The 18,565-nt window shown below is 64.0% G+C and carries 17 protein-coding genes; 11 read left to right on the forward strand and 6 right to left on the reverse strand.

Features of this window, described 5'->3' with window-relative positions; genetic code table 11:
• The first annotated feature begins 4 nt into the window (after nucleotides 1-4).
• Together lysS and CSW57_RS15510 are read left to right on the forward strand one after the other, a co-directional pair.
• The gene (gene lysS, locus CSW57_RS15505; protein WP_099383634.1) at nucleotides 5-1,576 is read left to right on the forward strand and encodes a lysine--tRNA ligase; all 1,572 of its coding nucleotides are present in this window, start codon (nucleotides 5-7) and stop codon (nucleotides 1,574-1,576) included.
• A 149-nt stretch (nucleotides 1,577-1,725) separates the two neighbouring features.
• On the forward strand, nucleotides 1,726-2,058 hold the full coding sequence (locus tag CSW57_RS15510) for a histone-like nucleoid-structuring protein Lsr2 (RefSeq protein WP_099383635.1): 333 nt from the start codon (nucleotides 1,726-1,728) through the stop codon (nucleotides 2,056-2,058).
• A 256-nt stretch (nucleotides 2,059-2,314) separates the two neighbouring features.
• Here CSW57_RS15510 and CSW57_RS15515 read toward each other — a convergent pair whose 3' ends face one another.
• Nucleotides 2,315-3,919, reverse strand: coding sequence for a FadD3 family acyl-CoA ligase (locus CSW57_RS15515; RefSeq protein WP_223249292.1), 1,605 nt, complete (start codon nucleotides 3,917-3,919; stop codon nucleotides 2,315-2,317).
• A 131-nt stretch (nucleotides 3,920-4,050) separates the two neighbouring features.
• On the opposite strand from CSW57_RS15515, the gene CSW57_RS15520 reads away from it, so the two are divergent.
• The 6 genes from CSW57_RS15520 (at nucleotide 4,051) to CSW57_RS15545 (ending at nucleotide 10,756) form a co-directional block, all read left to right on the forward strand.
• Nucleotides 4,051-5,304, forward strand: coding sequence for an acyl-CoA dehydrogenase family protein (locus CSW57_RS15520; RefSeq protein ID WP_099383636.1), 1,254 nt, complete (start codon nucleotides 4,051-4,053; stop codon nucleotides 5,302-5,304).
• A complete protein-coding gene (locus CSW57_RS15525) occupies nucleotides 5,301-6,113 on the forward strand; it encodes an SDR family oxidoreductase (protein WP_023961152.1) in 813 nt (270 codons plus the stop codon). The genes CSW57_RS15520 and CSW57_RS15525 overlap by 4 nt, the downstream gene beginning before the upstream one ends.
• Before the next feature lie 45 nt (nucleotides 6,114-6,158).
• Nucleotides 6,159-7,313 (forward strand): acetyl-CoA C-acetyltransferase, encoded by a 1,155-nt coding sequence (locus CSW57_RS15530; protein WP_030172582.1) that lies wholly within the window; start codon nucleotides 6,159-6,161, stop codon nucleotides 7,311-7,313.
• 208 nt (nucleotides 7,314-7,521) lie between these two features.
• Nucleotides 7,522-9,030, forward strand: coding sequence for an aldehyde dehydrogenase family protein (locus CSW57_RS15535; RefSeq protein ID WP_099383637.1), 1,509 nt, complete (start codon nucleotides 7,522-7,524; stop codon nucleotides 9,028-9,030).
• A gap of 94 nt (nucleotides 9,031-9,124) precedes the next feature.
• Nucleotides 9,125-9,757: a TetR/AcrR family transcriptional regulator gene (locus CSW57_RS15540; protein WP_317615598.1), complete on the forward strand. Its 633-nt coding sequence runs from the start codon at nucleotides 9,125-9,127 to the stop codon at nucleotides 9,755-9,757.
• Nucleotides 9,758-9,775: 18 nt separating this feature from the next.
• Nucleotides 9,776-10,756, forward strand: coding sequence for a DUF389 domain-containing protein (locus CSW57_RS15545; RefSeq protein ID WP_099383639.1), 981 nt, complete (start codon nucleotides 9,776-9,778; stop codon nucleotides 10,754-10,756).
• Here CSW57_RS15545 and CSW57_RS15550 read toward each other — a convergent pair.
• Nucleotides 10,728-12,083 carry an HNH endonuclease signature motif containing protein gene (locus CSW57_RS15550; protein ID WP_099383640.1) on the reverse strand — a complete coding sequence of 452 codons (1,356 nt, stop codon included), beginning with the start codon at nucleotides 12,081-12,083 and terminating at the stop codon, nucleotides 10,728-10,730. The two genes, CSW57_RS15545 and CSW57_RS15550, sit on opposite strands and share 29 nt — an antisense overlap.
• A 230-nt stretch (nucleotides 12,084-12,313) precedes the next feature.
• Between CSW57_RS15550 and CSW57_RS15555 the strand changes: the two genes are divergently transcribed.
• Nucleotides 12,314-13,090 carry a hypothetical protein gene (locus CSW57_RS15555; RefSeq protein ID WP_099383641.1) on the forward strand — a complete coding sequence of 259 codons (777 nt, stop codon included), beginning with the start codon at nucleotides 12,314-12,316 and terminating at the stop codon, nucleotides 13,088-13,090.
• Nucleotides 13,091-13,182: 92 nt separating this feature from the next.
• Here the strand turns inward: CSW57_RS15555 and CSW57_RS15560 are convergent, their stop codons facing one another.
• The 4 genes from CSW57_RS15560 to echA20 are packed head-to-tail and all read right to left on the reverse strand — an operon-like array spanning nucleotide 13,183 to nucleotide 16,722.
• Nucleotides 13,183-14,271: an NAD(P)H-dependent flavin oxidoreductase gene (locus CSW57_RS15560; protein WP_099383642.1), complete on the reverse strand. Its 1,089-nt coding sequence runs from the start codon at nucleotides 14,269-14,271 to the stop codon at nucleotides 13,183-13,185.
• Nucleotides 14,268-15,056: a CoA-transferase gene (locus CSW57_RS15565; RefSeq protein WP_030172601.1), complete on the reverse strand. Its 789-nt coding sequence runs from the start codon at nucleotides 15,054-15,056 to the stop codon at nucleotides 14,268-14,270. The genes CSW57_RS15560 and CSW57_RS15565 overlap by 4 nt, the downstream gene beginning before the upstream one ends.
• Complete coding sequence (locus CSW57_RS15570; RefSeq protein ID WP_099383643.1) at nucleotides 15,053-15,943, reverse strand: CoA transferase subunit A; 891 nt, start codon at nucleotides 15,941-15,943, stop codon at nucleotides 15,053-15,055. Before CSW57_RS15570 ends, CSW57_RS15565 begins: the two co-directional genes overlap by 4 nt.
• Before the next feature lie 5 nt (nucleotides 15,944-15,948).
• Nucleotides 15,949-16,722 (reverse strand): (7aS)-7a-methyl-1,5-dioxo-2,3,5,6,7,7a-hexahydro-1H-indene-carboxyl-CoA hydrolase, encoded by a 774-nt coding sequence (gene echA20 / locus CSW57_RS15575; RefSeq protein WP_099383644.1) that lies wholly within the window; start codon nucleotides 16,720-16,722, stop codon nucleotides 15,949-15,951.
• A 91-nt stretch (nucleotides 16,723-16,813) separates the two neighbouring features.
• Between echA20 and CSW57_RS15580 the strand changes: the two genes are divergently transcribed.
• Both CSW57_RS15580 and CSW57_RS15585 read left to right on the forward strand, forming a co-directional pair.
• A complete protein-coding gene (locus CSW57_RS15580; protein WP_099383645.1) occupies nucleotides 16,814-17,599 on the forward strand; it encodes an SDR family oxidoreductase in 786 nt (261 codons plus the stop codon).
• 41 nt (nucleotides 17,600-17,640) lie between these two features.
• Complete coding sequence (locus CSW57_RS15585) at nucleotides 17,641-18,561, forward strand: SDR family oxidoreductase (protein WP_099383646.1); 921 nt, start codon at nucleotides 17,641-17,643, stop codon at nucleotides 18,559-18,561.
• Nucleotides 18,562-18,565 lie beyond the last annotated feature (4 nt).

Genomic DNA, 18,565 nt, shown 5'->3' on the forward strand with positions numbered 1-18,565 from the left:
GAATATGGCCAACCAAGGTTCGGCCGCTAGGGTCGTTGGCGTGAATGAAGCCCGTGGCCAAGGCCGGAAAAATGCAGCAGTCGACAACACCGAGGACCAGACCCCGGAGCAGTTGCGAGTTCGGCGTGAGAAGCGCGATCGCATCCTCGCCGAGGGTGGTCAGGCCTACCCCGTGTCGGTTCCGCGCACCCATTCACTGGCCGAACTCCGCGCGAAGTACCCAGACCTCGAGCCCGACACCCAGACAGGTGAGGTCGTCGGCATCGCCGGCCGGGTGATCTTCATCCGCAACACCGGAAAGCTGTGCTTCGCAACACTTCAAGAAGGCGACGGCACGCAGCTGCAGGCCATGATCAGCCTGAACGGCGTGGGTGAGGAGTCGCTGGCCGCCTGGAAGTCCGATGTAGACCTCGGTGACTTCGTCTTCGTACACGGCGAGGTGATCAGCTCACGTCGCGGAGAATTGAGCGTGCTCGCCGACACGTGGCAGATGGCGAGCAAGGCGCTGCGCCCACTTCCGGTGGCGCACAAGGAGATGAACGAGGAAACGCGTGTCCGCCAGCGGTACGTCGACCTCATCGTGCGGCCCCAGGCACGCGAGATGGCGCGAACACGCGTCGCGGTCCTGCGGGAACTGCGGGCAGCGCTGGAGCGGCGGGGATTCCTGGAGATCGAGACACCGATGCTGCAGACACTGCACGGTGGTGCGGCCGCGCGGCCGTTCGTCACCCATTCCAACGCGCTCGACATCGACCTCTACCTGCGCATCGCCCCAGAGTTGTTCCTCAAGCGGGCTGTGGTCGGCGGTATCGAGCGGGTCTTCGAGATCAATCGCAACTTCCGCAACGAGGGCGCCGACAGCACCCATTCGCCCGAGTTCGCGATGCTGGAGACGTATCAGGCGTACGGCACCTACGACGACTCGGCGACGATGACACGTGAGGTGATCCAGGAAGTGGCGATGGCCGCCCTCGGCACCCTGACCCCGGAGATGGCCGACGGATCGATCAACGATCTGAGCGGGGAATGGAGGTCGGTGGAGATGTATCCCTCGCTCTCCGAGTCGCTCGGGATCGAGATCACCCCGGCCACGACAGTCGAGAAACTGCTCTCCATCAGCGCCGATGTGGGGCTCGAGATCCCGGCAGGCAAGGGCTACGGCCACGGCAAGCTCGTCGAGGAACTCTGGGAACACCAGGTGGGCGACGCGTTGTCGGGGCCGGTATTCGTCCGCGATTTCCCGGTCGAGACATCGCCTCTGGTACGTGAGCACCGCGACAAGCCGGGTGTGAGTGAAAAGTGGGATCTCTATGTCCGTGGGTTCGAATTGGCAACCGGTTATTCCGAATTGGTCGATCCGGTGATTCAGCGGGAGCGGTTCGTCGACCAGGCCCGTTTGGCTCGGGCCGGTGATGATGAGGCAATGGTGCTCGATGAAGAGTTTCTCGCGGCGATGGAGCAGGGCATGCCGCCGACCACCGGTACCGGAATGGGCATTGACCGACTTCTGATGGCTCTGACGGGTCTCGGCATTCGCGAAACCATCCTCTTTCCACTCGTCAAGCCGCAGCAATGACGTTACTGGAAAACACTTCCTCTTATTAGCGTTGACGGTTCATTCGCGCTATGCTGGCGGCCGATAGGCGGCCACCATGAATATTGTTCGTTTGCGTTGTGTGCCGGAACTGTCAAAGTTGGATCCGGGAGCCATCAGAATGGAGCATTATGGCTAAGAAGGTAACCGTCACACTCGTAGATGATGTTGATGACAGCAAGACAGCGGATGAGACCGTGGAGTTCGGCGTCGATGGCGTCACCTACGAGATCGACCTGTCCAGCAAGAACGCTGACAAGCTGCGTGACGACATGGCGAAATGGGCTGAGCACGCCCGACGTGTGAGCGGCCGTAAGCGCGCGAAAGGGATCGCCACCAAGGCGTCTGTGGATCGCGAGCAGACAGCGGCAATCCGTGACTGGGCCCGTCGTAACGGCCACCAGGTGTCATCGCGCGGGCGTATTGCCGCTGATGTCGTCGAGGCTTACAACGAGGCGCACTGACGCATTGAACTGACCACAACTGTAGTCAAAATGACGGGCGGCCCGAGGAATCGGGCCGCCCGTCATTTGTTTCTCCCGTGGTTGCCTTCGAATTGTATTAGCGCGCATTCAGAAAAGAATCGAAAACATTTATGACCGTCGCGATCATTTGTGAACTTGTGTGACAATCCGTTGTCCCTTTCGAGTTACGGATAGTCGAAGTGAGACAAACTGTTCATCAGCTGAACAAAGCTCGCGAAGGCGGCCATAGCCGAGTTCAGTGCAGTTCGCGCTTGAGGATCTTGCCGGCGGCATTGCGCGGGAACTCATCGATGATGATGACCGAACGCGGAGTCTTGAAGTTTGCGAGTTTCTGACGGCAGTGCTCGATGACCGACTTTTCGTCTACGGACGCGCCGGGTGACAACGTGAGGTAAGCGCGCCCCACTTCTCCCAGTCGCTCATCGGGTACCCCGACGACGGCAGCCTCGGCCACCCCGTCGATTCTGGCGAGAACCTGCTCGACTTCCGCGGGGTACACATTGAATCCGCCGCTGATGTACATGTCTTTCAGGCGGTCCGTGATGGATAGATTTCCGCGCTCGTCGATTGTTCCGATGTCGCCCGTGTGCAGCCAGCCGTCGGCGTCGATCGCCTCTGCGGTGGCCTCGGGGTCGTCGAGGTAGCCGCGCATGACCATCTTGCCGCGGGCAAGCACCTCGCCGTTCTCCGAGAGCTTGATCTCCATGCCCGTGAACGGGCGGCCGCACGTGTTGGCCACGGTCTGATCGTCGTCGTCGGGTGTGCAGGTGGTGACGAAGCCGCTCGCCTCGGTCAGGCCGTAGGCGGTGATGACGGTCTCGATGCCGAGGTCACGTTGCATCCGCTCGACGAGCACCACCGGCACGATCGCGGCGCCGGTGACTGCCAGCCGCAGTGGCGAGAGGTCGAACTCGGGGCGCTGCGGAGCGTCGAGGATCGTCTGGAAGATGGTCGGGGCGCCGGGGAACACGGTGGCCTTGCGTTGCTCGATCAGCCGCATCGCGGCATCGGTGGAGTACACCGCCAGTGGGATCATCGTGGTGCCCATCAGGGTGCACACGAGGATTCCGGCCTTGTAGCCGAAGGTGTGGAAGTAGGGATTCACCATCAGGTAACGGTCGTCGGTCCCCAGGTTCCCGTTGGTGGCCCATGCTCGAGCGCCGGCGACCGTCTGCTGATGCTCAGCGAGGGCTCCCTTGGACCTGCCGGTGGTCCCTGAGGTGAACAGCACGTCGGAGATGTCGGTGGGAGCGACCGCAGATGCACGTGCGTCGGCTTCAGCCCTGCCTTCGTCGGTTGCTGCACAGAGGAAGTCGTTCCAGTCGACAGCGACAGCACCCCGATGGTCATCGGCCTCGAGTCGCACGCGGATGGCCACGGCCAGGTCCGATGCAGCGGCGAGGTCACCGCCCGCCTCGGCGCACAGCTGCTCGACCCGGTCGGTGCCGAGGAATCGGCCGACCACGACGATCGCCCGGGCCTTGGTGCGCTGAACGATCTCCAGCGCCTCCGCCGCGGTGTAACGGGTGTTGAGTGGGACGAGGGTGGCGCCGGCGAAATGGGCGCCGAGCGCGGCGATGGGCCAGTGGAAGCTGTTCGGTGCCCAGATGGCGACCCGGTCGCCGGCCTCGATGCCCTCCGCGATCAGGCCGGCCGCGAAGGTGCGCACGACGCCGAGGAGGTCGGACCAGGTCAGTTCGACCGTCTCGCCCCACTGGTCGTCGATGATCGCCAGATCGTCCGGCCACAATTCCGCGGCTCGGCGCAAGGCTTGCGGTGTGGTGGTGACGGCGTCGACGTCGAGCCGGTCTGGGGTGGGCTGATCTGCTGAAATGGACACGATTCCTCCCGGAGCTCACACCTGCGTAAAAGGCTAGTACCACCTGGTACAGCGCAGGTTCCGAAGCCAAAACCTAGCACTTGCTTGGGTGCGCTAACCGAGCAAGTGCTTGGTCGGTTACGCTGGTTCACATGACGGCGATCAACCTCGCTGACCGAGGCGTGGACCTGGGTGAATGGGATGGTTCGGCGGCCGATTTCGCGGCTGCCGTACGACAGTGGCTCGACGACAATCTGACCGGCGAGTTCGCGAACCTGAAGTCACGCGGCGGCCCGGGCAGCGAACACGAGTTCTACGGGCCGCGGCTCGCGTGGGACCGGCTGTTGGCCGCCTCGGGATGGACGTGCCTCGGTTGGCCCGTGGAACACGGCGGCCGCAACGCGTCCATCGAGCAGCGCATCATCTTTCATCAGGAGTACGCCCGGGCGGGCGCGCCGGCCCGGGTCAGCCACGTGGGCGAGGAACTGCTCGGCCCGACGCTGATCGCCTTCGGGACCGAGGAACAGAAGAAGCGTTTCCTGCCGGGCATCACCACGGTCGACGAGTTGTGGGCGCAGGGTTACTCCGAACCGGGTGCGGGGTCGGACCTGGCGAACATCTCCACCACCGCCACACTCGACGGCGACAAGTGGGTCATCAACGGGCAGAAGATCTGGACCTCGCTGGCACACGTCGCGCAGTGGGCATTTGTGCTGTGCCGCACCGAGCCGGGGTCCTCGCGTCACAAGGGTCTGAGTTTTCTCCTCGTGCCGCTCGATCAACCCGGCGTCACCGTTCGGCCGATCCAGCAGCTCACCGGTACCTCCGAGTTCAACGAGGTGTTCTTCGACGACGCCACCACCGAGGCCGGCCTTGTCGTCGGCGAACCCGGTGAGGGCTGGAAAGTGGCGATGGGTCTGCTCGAGTTCGAGCGGGGTGTGTCCACGCTCGGCCAGCAGGTGGGCTTCTCGCGCGAACTCGAACACATCGTGGAGATGGCAAAGGCCAACGGGTCGGCGAACAGTCCGGTGATCCGTGAGCGGATCGCCCGGGCATGGCTCGAGCTCCGGGTGATGCGGGCCCACGCACAACGCACACTGGCCGTGGTGGACACCGGCGGCGCCGGGGGAGCGGCCTCGGTGTCGAAGTTGTTGTGGGCCAACTGGCATCGTGACCTCGGCGAGCTCGCGATGGCGGTCCAGGGGGCACCCTCGCTCATCGCACCCGATCGCACCAGCGAGGGTGAACCCAACAACATCTTCGAGCCGGACCAGGTGGAACTCGACCAGTGGCAGCGGCTGTTCTTGTTCACCCGCGCCGACACGATCTACGGCGGTTCGAATGAAGTGCAGCGCAACATCATTGCCGAGCGGGTGCTCGGATTACCTCGAGAGGCACGACCGTGACAGTTCAGCAAGGTTCCAGTCCGCTGGCGACGCCGCCGGAAGAGATCCCAGGTCACGGTCTGCTCGCCGGCCGCAAGGTCGTGGTCACGGCCGCCGCGGGCACCGGGATCGGATTCGCCTCCGCGCGCAGGGCTCTGGCCGAGGGCGCCGATGTGCTGGTCAGCGATTGGCACGAGCGCAGGCTCGGTGAGACCGTGGACAAACTCAAGGGAGAGTTCGCCGACCAGACCGTCGCGTCCGTGGTGTGCAACGTGCAGAAGACCTCAGAGGTCAATGCCCTGATCGAGTCCGCGGCTTCCGAACTCGGCCGTATCGACGTGCTGATCAACAATGCCGGGCTCGGTGGTGAGACCCCGGTCGTCGACATGGACGACGATGAGTGGGACCGCGTCATCGACATCACGCTGAACGGCACCTTCCGCGCGACCCGCGCGGCGTTGCGTTACTTCCGCGATGCACCCCATGGCGGCGTGATCGTGAACAACGCGTCGGTTCTCGGCTGGCGTGCACAGCACAGCCAATCGCATTACGCCGCAGCAAAAGCCGGGGTGATGGCCCTGACCCGGTGTGCGGCGATCGAAGCCGCCGAGTACGGCGTGCGAATCAACGCGGTGGCGCCCTCCATCGCCCGCCATCCCTTCCTCGCAAAGGTCACCAGCGAAGAGCTGCTCGCCGACCTCGCCTCGCGCGAAGCCTACGGACGCGCCGCCGAGGTCTGGGAGATCGCGGCGACCATCGCGATGCTCGCCAGCGACTACACCACCTATCTCACCGGTGAAGTGGTCTCCATCTCCAGCCAGCGGGCCTGACCCAACAGATCGAACCGCATCGTTTTTTGATCGAAGGAGTACACAATGTCCAAACCTCAGGCGTACATCGTCGATGCCGTACGCACGCCGGTCGGCAAGCGCAACGGCTCACTGGCCAAGGTGCACCCTGCCGATCTCGGCGCGCACGTCATCAAGGCGACGCTCGAGCGCACCGGCATCGACCCGATGGTCGTCGACGATGTCATCTTCGGGTGCGTGGACACCATCGGGCCGCAGGCCGGCAACATCGCCCGAACCGCTTGGCTCACAGCCGGTTTGCCCCTCGACATCCCCGGCACCACCATCGATCGCCAGTGCGGGTCGTCGCAGCAGGCCATCCACTTCGCCGCGCAGGCCGTGATGAGTGGCACGCAGGACGTGGTGCTCGCCGGCGGCGTCCAGAACATGAGCGCCATCCCCATCTCGGCCGCCATGCTGGCCGGCGTCCAGTACGGATTCGAAGGCCCGTTCAAGGGATCGGTCGGCTGGGACGAGCGGTTCGGCGATGCCGAGATCTCCCAGTTCGCCGGCGCCGACATGATGGCCAAGAAGTGGGACATCAGCCGCGAAGACATGGAGCAATGGGCGCTGCAGTCGCACCAACGTGCGCGCCGCGCCATCGATGAGGGCCACTTCGCGGCCGAGACTGTGGCGCTCGGCGACTGTGTCGTCGACGAATGCCCCCGCGAGACATCGCTGGAGAAGATGGCCGGACTTCCGGTACTGGCCGAGGGCTCGTCGCTGACGGCTGCTGTCGCCTCCCAGATCTGCGACGGCGCATCGGCTGCACTCGTGGTGTCCGAGGAAGCACTCAAGCAGTACAACCTCACACCCCGCGCTCGTATCCACCACATCTCGGTGCGCGGCGACGACCCCGTGATGATGCTGTCTGCGCCCATCCCCGCCACCAAGTACGCGCTGGAGAAGAGCGGCCTGAGCATCGATGACATCGACGTCATCGAGATCAACGAAGCCTTCGCCCCGGTGGTGCTCGCCTGGCTCAAGGAGACCGGCGCCGACCCGGCCCGGGTCAACCCGAACGGCGGCGGCATCGCCCTCGGACACCCCCTCGGCGCCACCGGCGCCAAGCTGTTCGCGACATTGCTACACGAACTCGAGCGCACCGGAGGCCGCTACGGCCTGCAAACGATGTGTGAGGGTGGCGGCACCGCCAACGTCACGATCATCGAGCGGCTCTAGTCATGATCGGCGGTGAGCCACGGTGTGAGGGTGGCGGCACCGCCAACGTCACGATCATCGAGCGGCTCTAGTCGAGCTCGCGTACCTCCTCTTTGCCCCAGGGTCACTGGCGCCTCAGGTGTGAGTTGGCGCATACTGGTTTGCGACATACTTGGAAAATCGTTCCAACGTTTCGTGTGTAACCAAGGGCAATTTGGAGGTCCGCGTTATGACCAAACCGGCAGACGTAGCTAAAAAGCAGGTCACAGAGCAAAAGTCAGCCGACACGCTGTCGCTGCAGGAGTTGCTCGAGCTGCAGCGGGCCGCGTTCCTGCGTGACGGAATTCCCGACGCGCAGACTCGCATCGACCGGATCGTCCGCCTCCAGGCCCTGTTGCTCGACAACGCCGAAGAGCTCGCCGAGGCGTTGAATGCCGACTTCGGGACTCGACCACGCGAGTTGTCGATGGCCGCCGACATCGCCGGATGCATGATCGACCTCTCGCATCAGAAGCGGCATGTCACCAAGTGGATGGAGACGTCCACCCCGGGCAAGCTGATGGCCCGGGCGGGATTCCGCCAGGAGGTCCGCCACGACCCCAAAGGTGTGGTCGGCATCATGGGTCCCTGGAACTTCCCCCTCAACCTGATCATCGTGCCGGCGGGTTCGGCGTTCGCTGCGGGTAACCGCGTGCTGGTGCGTCCGTCGTCCGTCACCGCCAGGACAACCGCGGTCCTCGCCAAGCACGCACCGAGGTACTTCAGCCTTGAGGAGTTCGCCGTGCTGACCAGCGCTCACGGCGGCGGTTCGGATTTTGCCAAGCTCGAGGTCGACCACATGTTCTTCACGGGCTCGCCGGATGTGGGTCGCTCGGTGGCCGCGGAAGCCGGCAAGAACCTTGTGCCCGTCACGCTCGAGCTCGGCGGTAAGAACCCGGTGATCGTCGACATCGACGCCGACATCGAGCAGGCGGCCAACCGCATCGCCGATGCGCGGCTGGTCAACGGTGGTCAGGTGTGCCTGTGCCCCGACTACGTGTGGGTGCCAGAAGCGAAGCTGGGGGAGTTCACCGACAAGGTGTTGGCTCGCTGGCGCAGCAACCTGCCGTCGATCAAGGACAACCCGCAGTACACGTCGACCATCAACGAGAAGAACTTCAACCGGATCGTCGACCTCATCGACGATGCCGTGTCACTCGGTGCCACCAAGCACCAGGTGATCCCGGCAGGCGAAAGTCTTCCGGACGCCGAAGCTCGGAAGATTCCGCCAACCCTGCTCACCGGAGTGAAGGCCGGGATGAAGATCGAAGAGGACGAGGTCTTCGGCCCCGTGCTCACGGTCTACCCCTACCGCGATCTCGGCGAGGTGATCGCCCACGTCACAAGTCATCCGAATCCGTTGACCATGTACTGGCACGGTGACCGCAATGAGCGATTCGCCAAGATCGCCGACGCCACCCGGTCGGGTTCGATCAACGGAAACGACTTCGCCATCAACATGTTCGGGCCGGATCTGCCGTTCGGCGGTTCAGGCCAGAGTGGCATGGGCAGCTACCACGGCAAGTATGGGTTTGACACCTTCTCCCACACCCGGGCGGTGGCGTTCTCGACGTTGAAGATCGCGGTCTCCGAGATGATGTCGGCGCCGTTCACGGCCAAGGACACCAAGAACGCCAACGCGCAGTTGAAGTTGTGGAAGTTCTTCAACGCGCGGGCTCGTAAGAAGCTGGGACACTAGCTCTACCGACGGATCGCATGCCACCCGCTTCGTGCAGATGGGACGCCTGAACAACCAAGCGCTTGCTAGGCTTGAGCCCTTGGAGGTGAGGCGGGTGGCGGCGACCCGAAAGCGGATCGAAACAGAGTCAGGCCAGGCGGACAGCCGGACCAGAACGTCGCGGCGCGACGAGTTGCTGACGGTGGCGAGTTCATTGTTCGCCGAGCGCGGGCTGCGCACCACAACCGTGCGCGACATCGCCGACAGCGCCGGCATCCTCTCCGGCAGTCTGTACCACCACTTCGATTCCAAGGAATCGATGGTCGACGAGATCCTGCGTGGTTTCCTGGACTCGCTCTTCGACACCTACCACGAGGTTGTCGCGGCGGGTATGCCCGCGCGAGAGACGCTGCGCGCGTTGGTTGTTGCCTCGTTCGAGAGCATCGACCGCGACCACTACGCCGTCGCCATCTATCAGGACGAAGCCAAGCGATTGTCCACGCAGGGCCGCTTCGCCTACATACGCGACCGCAATGTCGAGTTCCGCACCCTGTGGAAGGACGTGCTCAATCGTGGTGTCGCCGACGGTAGTTTCCGCAGCGACCTCGACGTCGAGCTGGTCTACCGGTTCATGCGTGACACCGTGTGGGTTGCGGTGCGCTGGTATCGGCCCGGTGGTGAGCTGACCGCACATCAGGTGGCCGAGCAGTACCTCAGTGTGGTGCTCGATGGGATCATTCCGCGCTGACGTGGCACTCTTGTTGCGATGCTGCACATGCGGGTGGTTACGCCGACCGAGCTCACCGAGCAGATCGTGGAGATGCTGATCCATGACTCGGCGGTCAGCAACGTCGCCGTGTTCGCCGGTTCGTCGGTCAAACCGGCGGGCGATGTGCTCGAGGTCGAGGTCGCCCGTGAGGGTGTGAACGAGATCATCGACGAACTGCGGGATCTGGGAGTGCATCGGTTCGGGTCGGTGCAGATCGCTCGAGTGCCGACCTGGATGTCGCAGAAGGCTTTCGACGCGGAACGCGTCACTCCTGGCGCGAGTGCGGACGCTGTGGTGTGGAGCGAGGTCACCCAGCAGGCGTACGAGGATTCCGAGTTCAACTGGACGTTCTCGATGTTCATGTTTCTCGCGACGCTGCTGTGCGCGATTGCGATTCTGCTGAACTCGACGATTCTCCTGATCGGCGCGATGGTGCTCGGCCCCGAGTTCGGTGCGGTCGCTGCTCTGGGAGTTGCGCTGGTGCGCCGGCGGTTCGGGTTGCTGCGGCGCGCGGTGGCCACCTTGAGCGGCGGCTTTGTTCTCGCCATCGTTGCCACCACGATCTTCGCGTCGATCGCTCGCGCACTGGGGTGGATCACGGTGATCGACGTGGTGGAGGCTCGGCCGGACACCGAATTCATCTACTCACCCGACAAATGGTCGTTCATAGTGGCAATGCTTGCGGGTGCCGCTGGTGTGCTGTCGCTGACGTCGGCGAGGCTCGGTGGCTTGTCGGGGGTGTTCATCTCTGTCACCACAATTCCGGCCGCGGGCAACATGGCGTTGGGTATCACGTTCGGTCTCGGCGGCACCGTGGTGGGCAGTCTGGCGCAGTTGCTGATCAACTTGGCGGGGATGGCCGTTGCGGGGTGGCTCACCTTGGCGTTGCAGCAGGCGAGTTGGCAGCGGTTGTCTGCCTACCGGGCGAGGGTGTTGAAGAACCGGTCACTCAGGCAGCCTCGACCGCCGGAGATGTGACCGTCCTCGCGGCGTCGAATCCGTGCGGCCGTGTGGTGAATGTTTGCCCGTATTGGGTTGTCCAGGTGATTGTTCCGTCGGCGTGCATCCGCGCCATCCAGTAGCCGAGTGTTTTACGTTTGTGGTCGGGGCGGCAGATGGCGCCGAGGTTTTGTTCGATGGTCCAGCCGCCTGATCGGGGGTCGGCATGGTTGAACGGGATGAGGTGGTCGATTTCGCATTCGGATGCCGGTGTGGAACATCCTGGGGTCCGGCAGGTGCCGTCGCGCGCGATGATGGCCTCGCGTAAGGCTTGTGATGGTTGGTAGGTGAGTGCGCCTAGGGGTGGTTCGGGGAGTCCGCCGTGGCCGTCGGGTGGCAGCAGCCCTGGTGGTGGGGCGGTGACGCCTGGTTGACGATGACGACCTCGGGCGAATTGGTCGGCTTCTTTGTAGAGGCCTTGCCAGGTGGCGTCGGCGGCTAGTTCGCGTGCGAGTGCGGGGTCGATGACGCCGTATCCGTCGATGGTGGGGACCTGGCCGGTCAGGCCGGCCAAGGTGGCTGCGTCGGTGTGGATTTTGACTATCGGCTTGGGTGGGGCGGGTAGGGGTTCGCGGTGCTTTTCGGGGCATTGGTCGCGTTCGCAGGTGCAGTCGAGGTGTGTGTGTCCGCGCATGACGGCGACGAAGGCGTCGGCGCGTTGTTGGTGGGGTTGGCGGCGATCGCGGGTGCATAGGGTGCCGGTGACTGCGGTGATTCGTGCGTCGAGTTCGGCGGCTTCGGCTGCGGTGATGGTTGCGGAGATGTGGGCGAGGCCGTTGAGGTCGCGGGAGGATCGGTAGTCGCGGTGCGGTTCCATCGCTTTGCGTCGTTCTGCTGCCCCGTCGGGGTCGACAGCGATGACCATCCGGTCGAGTTCGTTGCGCAGGACTGAGCGTGAGAGACCCTGCTGGGCAATCAGTATGGCTTCGGGTTCGACGCGGTCGAGTAACTCGTCGTCGAGACCCTGGACCGCTGTGACGATCTCGCGTACATGGGTGAATCCGATGTCGCCGGCTTCGAACGCCGCACGTGTCTGATGGAATCGATCGCGCAATTGTAAGCCGTTGTCGATGAAGATGCCGGCCATGGTGCGTGAAACATCGAGCAGCAGGGATACTTCGACGACCGGAATGCGTGCGGCTTTGTCCAGGTCGCCGGAGATGGCGAGTTCTTCCTGTACCCGTAGTGTTGCCAGCTCGACGACGTCGGCGATCGTCTGCGCGAACCGGCGGTTCTCCTCGCGTGGAACAGTTCTCAATCCCTCGGCCAACTGTGTGACTCGAGTTCCCCCCTCGACCAACGCCATACGACCACTTTAGCGACAGGGTCTGACATTCGAATTACCAAGAGGCCCAGCTCCTGGGTCAGTTTCGCAGCCCTTCTGGGCCGGTTGAGGTCCCTTTCGGGCCCTGGCACGGCTGCGATTTGCAGCTTTCCGCCTTTGTACTAGCCATAGCGCCAAGAAGTTGCGGCGGTCAGGGGCGACAAGACGGCGGCCGTATTGCGTGCCGGGGCCGTAGGGGCGTCCTCCCGGATGTGAGCGCGCAGCGAGGCGACCTGTGCTTTGATTTCGTCGTGAGTAACCGCGATACGGCTGACCGGGCGATCTGGCCATACATTGCAGTGGCACTAATCGGTGTGGCGGGTGTCGCAATCTTCCTTGGTTATTGGGTCCACCCATCGCTGGAGGCATGGAGATTAGCTGCGGACTTTAGCAAAGGGGTAGCTTGGCCTCTGGCTGCCCTAGTACTAGCTCTGCTCTTCCGACGGCCAATCAAGGACGTGCTGCAGATTCTGATTGGCCGATTGGCTGAGGGTGATTCGTTCGAAGCTACATTTCCTGGGGGCCACCTGCGCGTGGAGCGCTTTCGCCCTGAGGTGGGACAGTCGAAGGTCGCGGAGGCGATTGACGCTGACGGTCCTCCGGCTGACCAGCCTGATCCTCCCGTTCCGTCCACAGGGGGTCCAGATGCTGGCCGCCCCGACAGATTAATCGATATCGATCCGGACATGGCGATGTTGAAGGCCTTCATTGAACTGGAGACCGTTGCGCGGAGCAAGTATTACGATCTGGGAATTGCATCGAAAGACAAAAAGAGCAACTTCGGTCGACGCCCCTTCTCGGTCGCTTACTTAATTCCTCACCTGGATGCTCCCGTTAGAGAGGCAGTCCTCTACCTAAGAGGCGTTCGCAACGGAGTTGTCCACGGCACCGAATCCGGCTATTCCGAAACCGAGGCTAGCGCCTACGTTCGACAGGCCAAAGCAATTACTCACATTCTGCGACACAATCGAGGAGCCATCCTCTGGTAGTGCCGCAGGCTCAGGTGCTTCGATGCGACCGTTCGCGATAGGTATTGGAGTGCGTAGCCCTAAAGCAAGTCCGGTCCCATTGTCAGTTGGGCTCAGACCCCCGGACTGAACTTCCCCAGGCGTTCAAGATTTGTCCACGCCGACAACATGATCGACTGAACCAACTCGTCGCAGCTGGGGAGGTCATCGATCATTCCGACCACCTGACCCGACGCCAGCACACCGGCTTCGGCGTTGCCCTCGACGAGTCCGGCGCGCAACAACATCGGGGTGTTGCCGGCCATGATGATCTGCTGCCAGGTGCGCTCGCCCGACTTGCGCATGGTGCGCCCGTCTTTGAGCATCACTGACCACTTCATGCCGGTCATCTGCTTGAACTTGTTGGCGTTCTTGGCTGCGGCCGCAAGCGCGGTGGGGGCGCTGCCCGACTCGAGCTTGTCGACCAACTCGGTTCGCAGAACCCGGTGCGGCATTCCGTCGACCTTCTTCGACACCACCGTGTCGCTGAGCCCCCGGCTCAGGTATTCCTTCTTGACCGCGTCAGGTACCGCACTGTCAGACGTCAACAGGAAGCGGGTGCCCATCGCGACACCCTCGGCGCCGTACGACAGGGCGGCTACAAGTCCGCGGCCGTCGAAGAAACCGCCGGCTGCGACCACCGGAATGCCCTCAGGTCCAAGCGCATCGAGAACGCTGGGCAGGAGCAAGGTGGTGGCGACCGGTCCTGTGTGTCCGCCACCTTCGCCGCCTTGCACGATGACCGCGTCGGCACCCCAGGACGCCACCTTCACCGCATGCTTGGCCGCACCGATGGACGGTATGACCACAACGCCGTGGTCTTTGAGCTTCTTGATGAGGTCAGGCTTGGGCGCCAACGCGAACGAAGCGACCTTCACCTTCTCGCGGATCAGCAGGTCGATCCGCTCTGGCGCGTCGGTGGCGTCGGCACGGATGTTGACGCCAAAAGGCTTGTCTGTCAGCGACTTCGTCTTCAGAACGGCAGCTTCGAGTTCGCCATAAGTCATCGTTGCCGACGCAAGAATGCCAAGACCGCCGGCATTGGATGTCGCCGACGTCAACGATGGCCCCGATACCCAGCCCATGCCGGTCTGGACTATCGGGTACTTGATCCCGACCAGCTTGGTGAATCGGGTGGCAAGCGCCGGCGCAGGAGCCGTCATTTCGCGGCCTCGACAGGCTTGACTTCCTTCTCCCGCAGCCCCTTCGGGTCGAGGACCTCGCGGATCAGGCGCAATTCCTCGTCGGACGGGGTGCGCGTCACGCCGGCCTCGGCGAGACCCGCGACCTCGAAGCCGGTGTTCTCGGCGACCTCATCGGCGCTGACCCCGGGGTGCAGGCTCAACGCACGCATCGTGTGGTCGGGACCGTTGAAGTCGAAGACCCCGAGGTTGGTGACCACTCGATGGATGTCGAGGAAGCGGTACGCCGGGTTCGCCGGGTCGACCTTGTCGTATCCGACACCCGACACCACGTCGACAACCCCGCCGAACACTCTGGCCGAATGCTTGGCGACCCAGTAGCTCGTCGGGTGGTTGATGGTGTTCCCGGGCGCGCCGCGCACACCGAACATCTGACGGGTCGGCTGCTGCAGTGGACCGAACGCCGACAGGTTCTGATTGCCGTAGCGGTCGATCTGGTTGGCGCCCATCACCACATGGCGACGACCCGACGCGACCACGTCGAAGACCTTGCGGAACGGCATCCAGCCCTCGATCGGACCACTGGCGCCCACAGCGGGGGTGTCGGCGAAGATCAACGCCTCGCCGTCGGTGATGAGCAGGTCGGGCTCGCTCGTCAGGCGGGCGAGGCGGGCACCGATGAGCGGGGTGGTGGCCATCGGGGAGGCCATGGTCTCGCCGGCGCCCGAAAAGATCTCGGCACAGGCGATCACACAGATCTCGGCCCGGGTGACGTTCGATTCGGTGGAACTCGCGGGTGATGTCACTGTGCGGCCTTTCGTTCGGCGTTCCATGCCTCGACCTCTTTTTGGTACTGCTCTTCGTCGACGGCGAGGAATCGGTCGGAGAACTCTTGCCAACTGGCAGGGTCTTTGGCGGACTCGGCGTAGAAACGCTGGAACGCCTCGTCGCGTTTGTAGTCGCCGGCGAAGGTGAAGTGAGCGCCGTTCGGCGTGTGCACCACCCGGTCGACGTTCAGCCGATTGAGCAGAAGTCGTTGCACGGGAACGGCTGCCACCAGCTCTTCGGTGCTCACCAGCTTGTCGGTCTCGAGGTAGCGGCGCTTGGCGGCACCGCAGTACAGGTCGTCGAAGTAGGGGTCGACGCCGGTGTAGGCGGCGTTGCCATGCTTGTCGGCGATGTCGAGATGCACAAACGCCGCATCCAGTTTCAGGGCCGGCATCGCGACAAGGGTCTCGCTGCGTCCGTCGGCGTCGGGGTACGGCGAGGTGACGGTTTCGAGTTCACCTTCCCAGAACTTGAGCACGTCCGATCCGAGTCCGGCGCGGATGGGCAGGAACGGAAGGCGCGATGCGGCGGCTTCGAGTCCGCACTTCACCATGCCCTCATCCATCTCACGCACGGTGATGGCGCCGGTGGTACGGGCGTGGGCGAACCACGGGTCGTAGAACGGCGGCGAGTCGAGCGAGACGAAGCCGTAGTATGCCTTGGTCACTTTGCCTGCGGCACAAAGCAACCCGAGGTCAGGGCCACCGTAGGTGACCACGGTGAGGTCCTCGACGTTCGATCGGGCCAGGGCCCGCACGAGTGCCATCGGCTTGCGTCGCGAACCCCAGCCACCGATCCCGATGGTCATGCCGCTCTCGATCTCGCCGACGATGTCGTCGAGACTGCTGGTCTTGTCGGTTGCCACTGTGTTCAGGCCCCTTTACTCGTTGCGCTTTTGGGCTTTCCGGTCTCCACGAAGGCGTCGCGGTGTTCGTCGGCGACGCCGGCGAGGTTCAGCTCGAACGTGAATCCCTGTTCCAGGCGGTAACTCGTCTTCACATCGACCGGGTCGATACCGTTGATCGCTTCCTTTGCTGCGCGGATCACGCGGGTGTCCTTGGCGGCGATCTTGCGGGCGATCTCCAGCGCGGCCTCGTCGAGCTCGGCACGCGGCACCACCTTCTGCACCGACCCGAAGTGCTCGAGTTGCTGGGCGGTGACGTTCTGCGCCGTGAAGTACAGGGTTCGCATGGTGTGCTGCGGGACGAGGCGTGCGAGATGGGTGGCTGCTCCGAGCGCACCGCGGTCGACCTCGGGAAGTCCGAACACGGCATCGTCCGAGGCGACGATCACGTCAGCATTGCCGACCAGGCCGATGCCGCCGCCGACGCAGAAGCCGTTGACCGCGACGATGACCGGCACCTCGCAGTCGTAGACCGCGGCGAAGGCGACCGCACATCCCCGGTTGGCGGCGATGAGGGCGTCGTATCCCTCGGTCGCCTGCATCTCCTTGATGTCGACTCCTGCGTTGAAGCCGCGACCCTCGGCCCGCAGGATCACCACATGGGTGGCGCGGTCTCGGCCCGCGGCCGTGATGGCCTCGCCGAGTTCGAACCAGGCCGCCGATGGCAAGGCGTTGACCGGGGGGAAGTCGACCGTGACCGTGACTATCCCCGGTTCGACCGTGGTGGTGGTGATGGGCATCGATGCTCCTCGCGTACCGTCGGGCTGTAGACCAACCAAGCAATTGCTTGGTACTTTAACACCGAACGAACCGAGCGAAGCGGGAGACTGAATGGACCTGGAGCTGTCCGGGCGGGTTGTGCTGGTCACCGGTGGTGTCCGGGGAGTCGGTGCAGGTATCAGCTCGGTCCTCACCGGGCTGGGTGCCACGGTGATCGCGTGCGCGAGGCGCCCTGCCGACGACCCCGATTCCGCCCCGTATACCGAGTTCGCGAGCTGCGACATCCGCGATGCCGAGGCGGTTGCAGCGATGCTCGACGACATCGTTGCTCGGCACGGCGCACTCGACGCCGTGGTCAACAACGCGGGCGGGTCACCCTTCGCCCTTGCGGCCGACGCATCCCCGCGTTTCCACTCCAAGATCGTCGAGCTGAATCTGCTCGCGCCGCTTGTTGTCGCACAGGCCGCTCACCGGATCATGCTCGGTCAGGAACGCGGCGGATCGATCATCAACGTCTCCAGCCTCAGCGGTCACCGACCCTCACCGGGCACCGCGGCGTACGGCGCGGCCAAAGCCGGGCTCGATTCACTGACCGGTTCGCTCGCCGTGGAATGGGCGCCGCGGGTGCGGGTGAACTCGGTTGTGGTGGGCGCTGTCCAGACCGAACTGGCAGAGCTCCATTACGGCGACGAGGAAGGCATCGCCGCGGTGGGACGCACAATTCCCATGGGGCGCATGGCAGTACCCACCGATGTGGGTAACGCGGTGGCATTTCTCATCTCCCCCCTGGCCGAGTACGTCACCGGGTCGACGGTGGCCGTGCACGGTGGCGGCGAACGACTGGCTTTCCTGGACGCCGCGACCGCGGACAACTCTGTCCACGCGCCGACGTCCTGATTTATTCACCGAACCAACAACAAACTTCGAGGAGCGAATTGATGAGTGGAATCGTGGCCGGCCGAGTGGTCATCGTGACCGGTGCCGGACGGGGGATCGGTCGCGAACACGCGCTCGCCTATGCGCGCGAAGGCGCCAAGGTCGTGGTGAACGACATCGGCGCGGGGCTCGACGGGTCGACCACCGGCGAGAGCCCGGCCGAACAGGTTGTCGCAGAGATCAAGTCGTCGGGCGGCGAGGCAATTGTCAACGGCGACGACGTGGCCGACTGGACCGGTGCGCAGAACCTGGTGAACACGGCCATCGAAACCTTCGGGGCACTGGACATCCTGGTCAACAACGCCGGTTTCCTCCGCGACAAGATGCTGGTGTCCATGAGTGAAGAAGATTGGGACAACGTCATCCGGGTGCACCTCAAAGGCCACTTCGCGATGTTGCGTCATGCCGCCGCGTACTGGCGCGCCGAGTCGAAAGCCGGCAATCCGCGGGCCGCTCGTGTGATCAACACGTCGTCGGGCGCCGGTCTGTACGGCTCTGTGGGACAGGGGAATTACGCGGCCGCAAAGGCTGCCATCGCCGAACTGACGATCCAGGCTGCCGCCGAGATGAAGGCGTACGGCGTGACGGTGAACGCCATCGCGCCGTCGGCCCGCACCCGCATGACCACCAGCGCAGGTGACGCGATGGCCGCGCAGATGGCGCCGCCCGAGGACGGTTCCTTCGACACGATGGACCCGGCCAACGTGTCCCCACTGGTGGTATGGCTCGGCTCCGAGGAGGCCGGCAGTGTCAGCGGGCGGGTGTTCGAGGTCGAGGGCGGGACCGTCTCGGTCACCGACGGCTGGCAGCGCAGCGTCAAGCGGGACAAGGGCGCTCGATGGGATCCGGCGGAACTCGGACCGGTTGTCACCGACATCCTCGCCGAGGCACCGACACCGATGCCGGTCTACGGTGCCCGATGATCCG

The sequence above is a fragment of the Williamsia muralis genome (assembly GCF_002735905.1).
GTDB classification, from domain to species: domain Bacteria; phylum Actinomycetota; class Actinomycetes; order Mycobacteriales; family Mycobacteriaceae; genus Williamsia; species Williamsia muralis_A.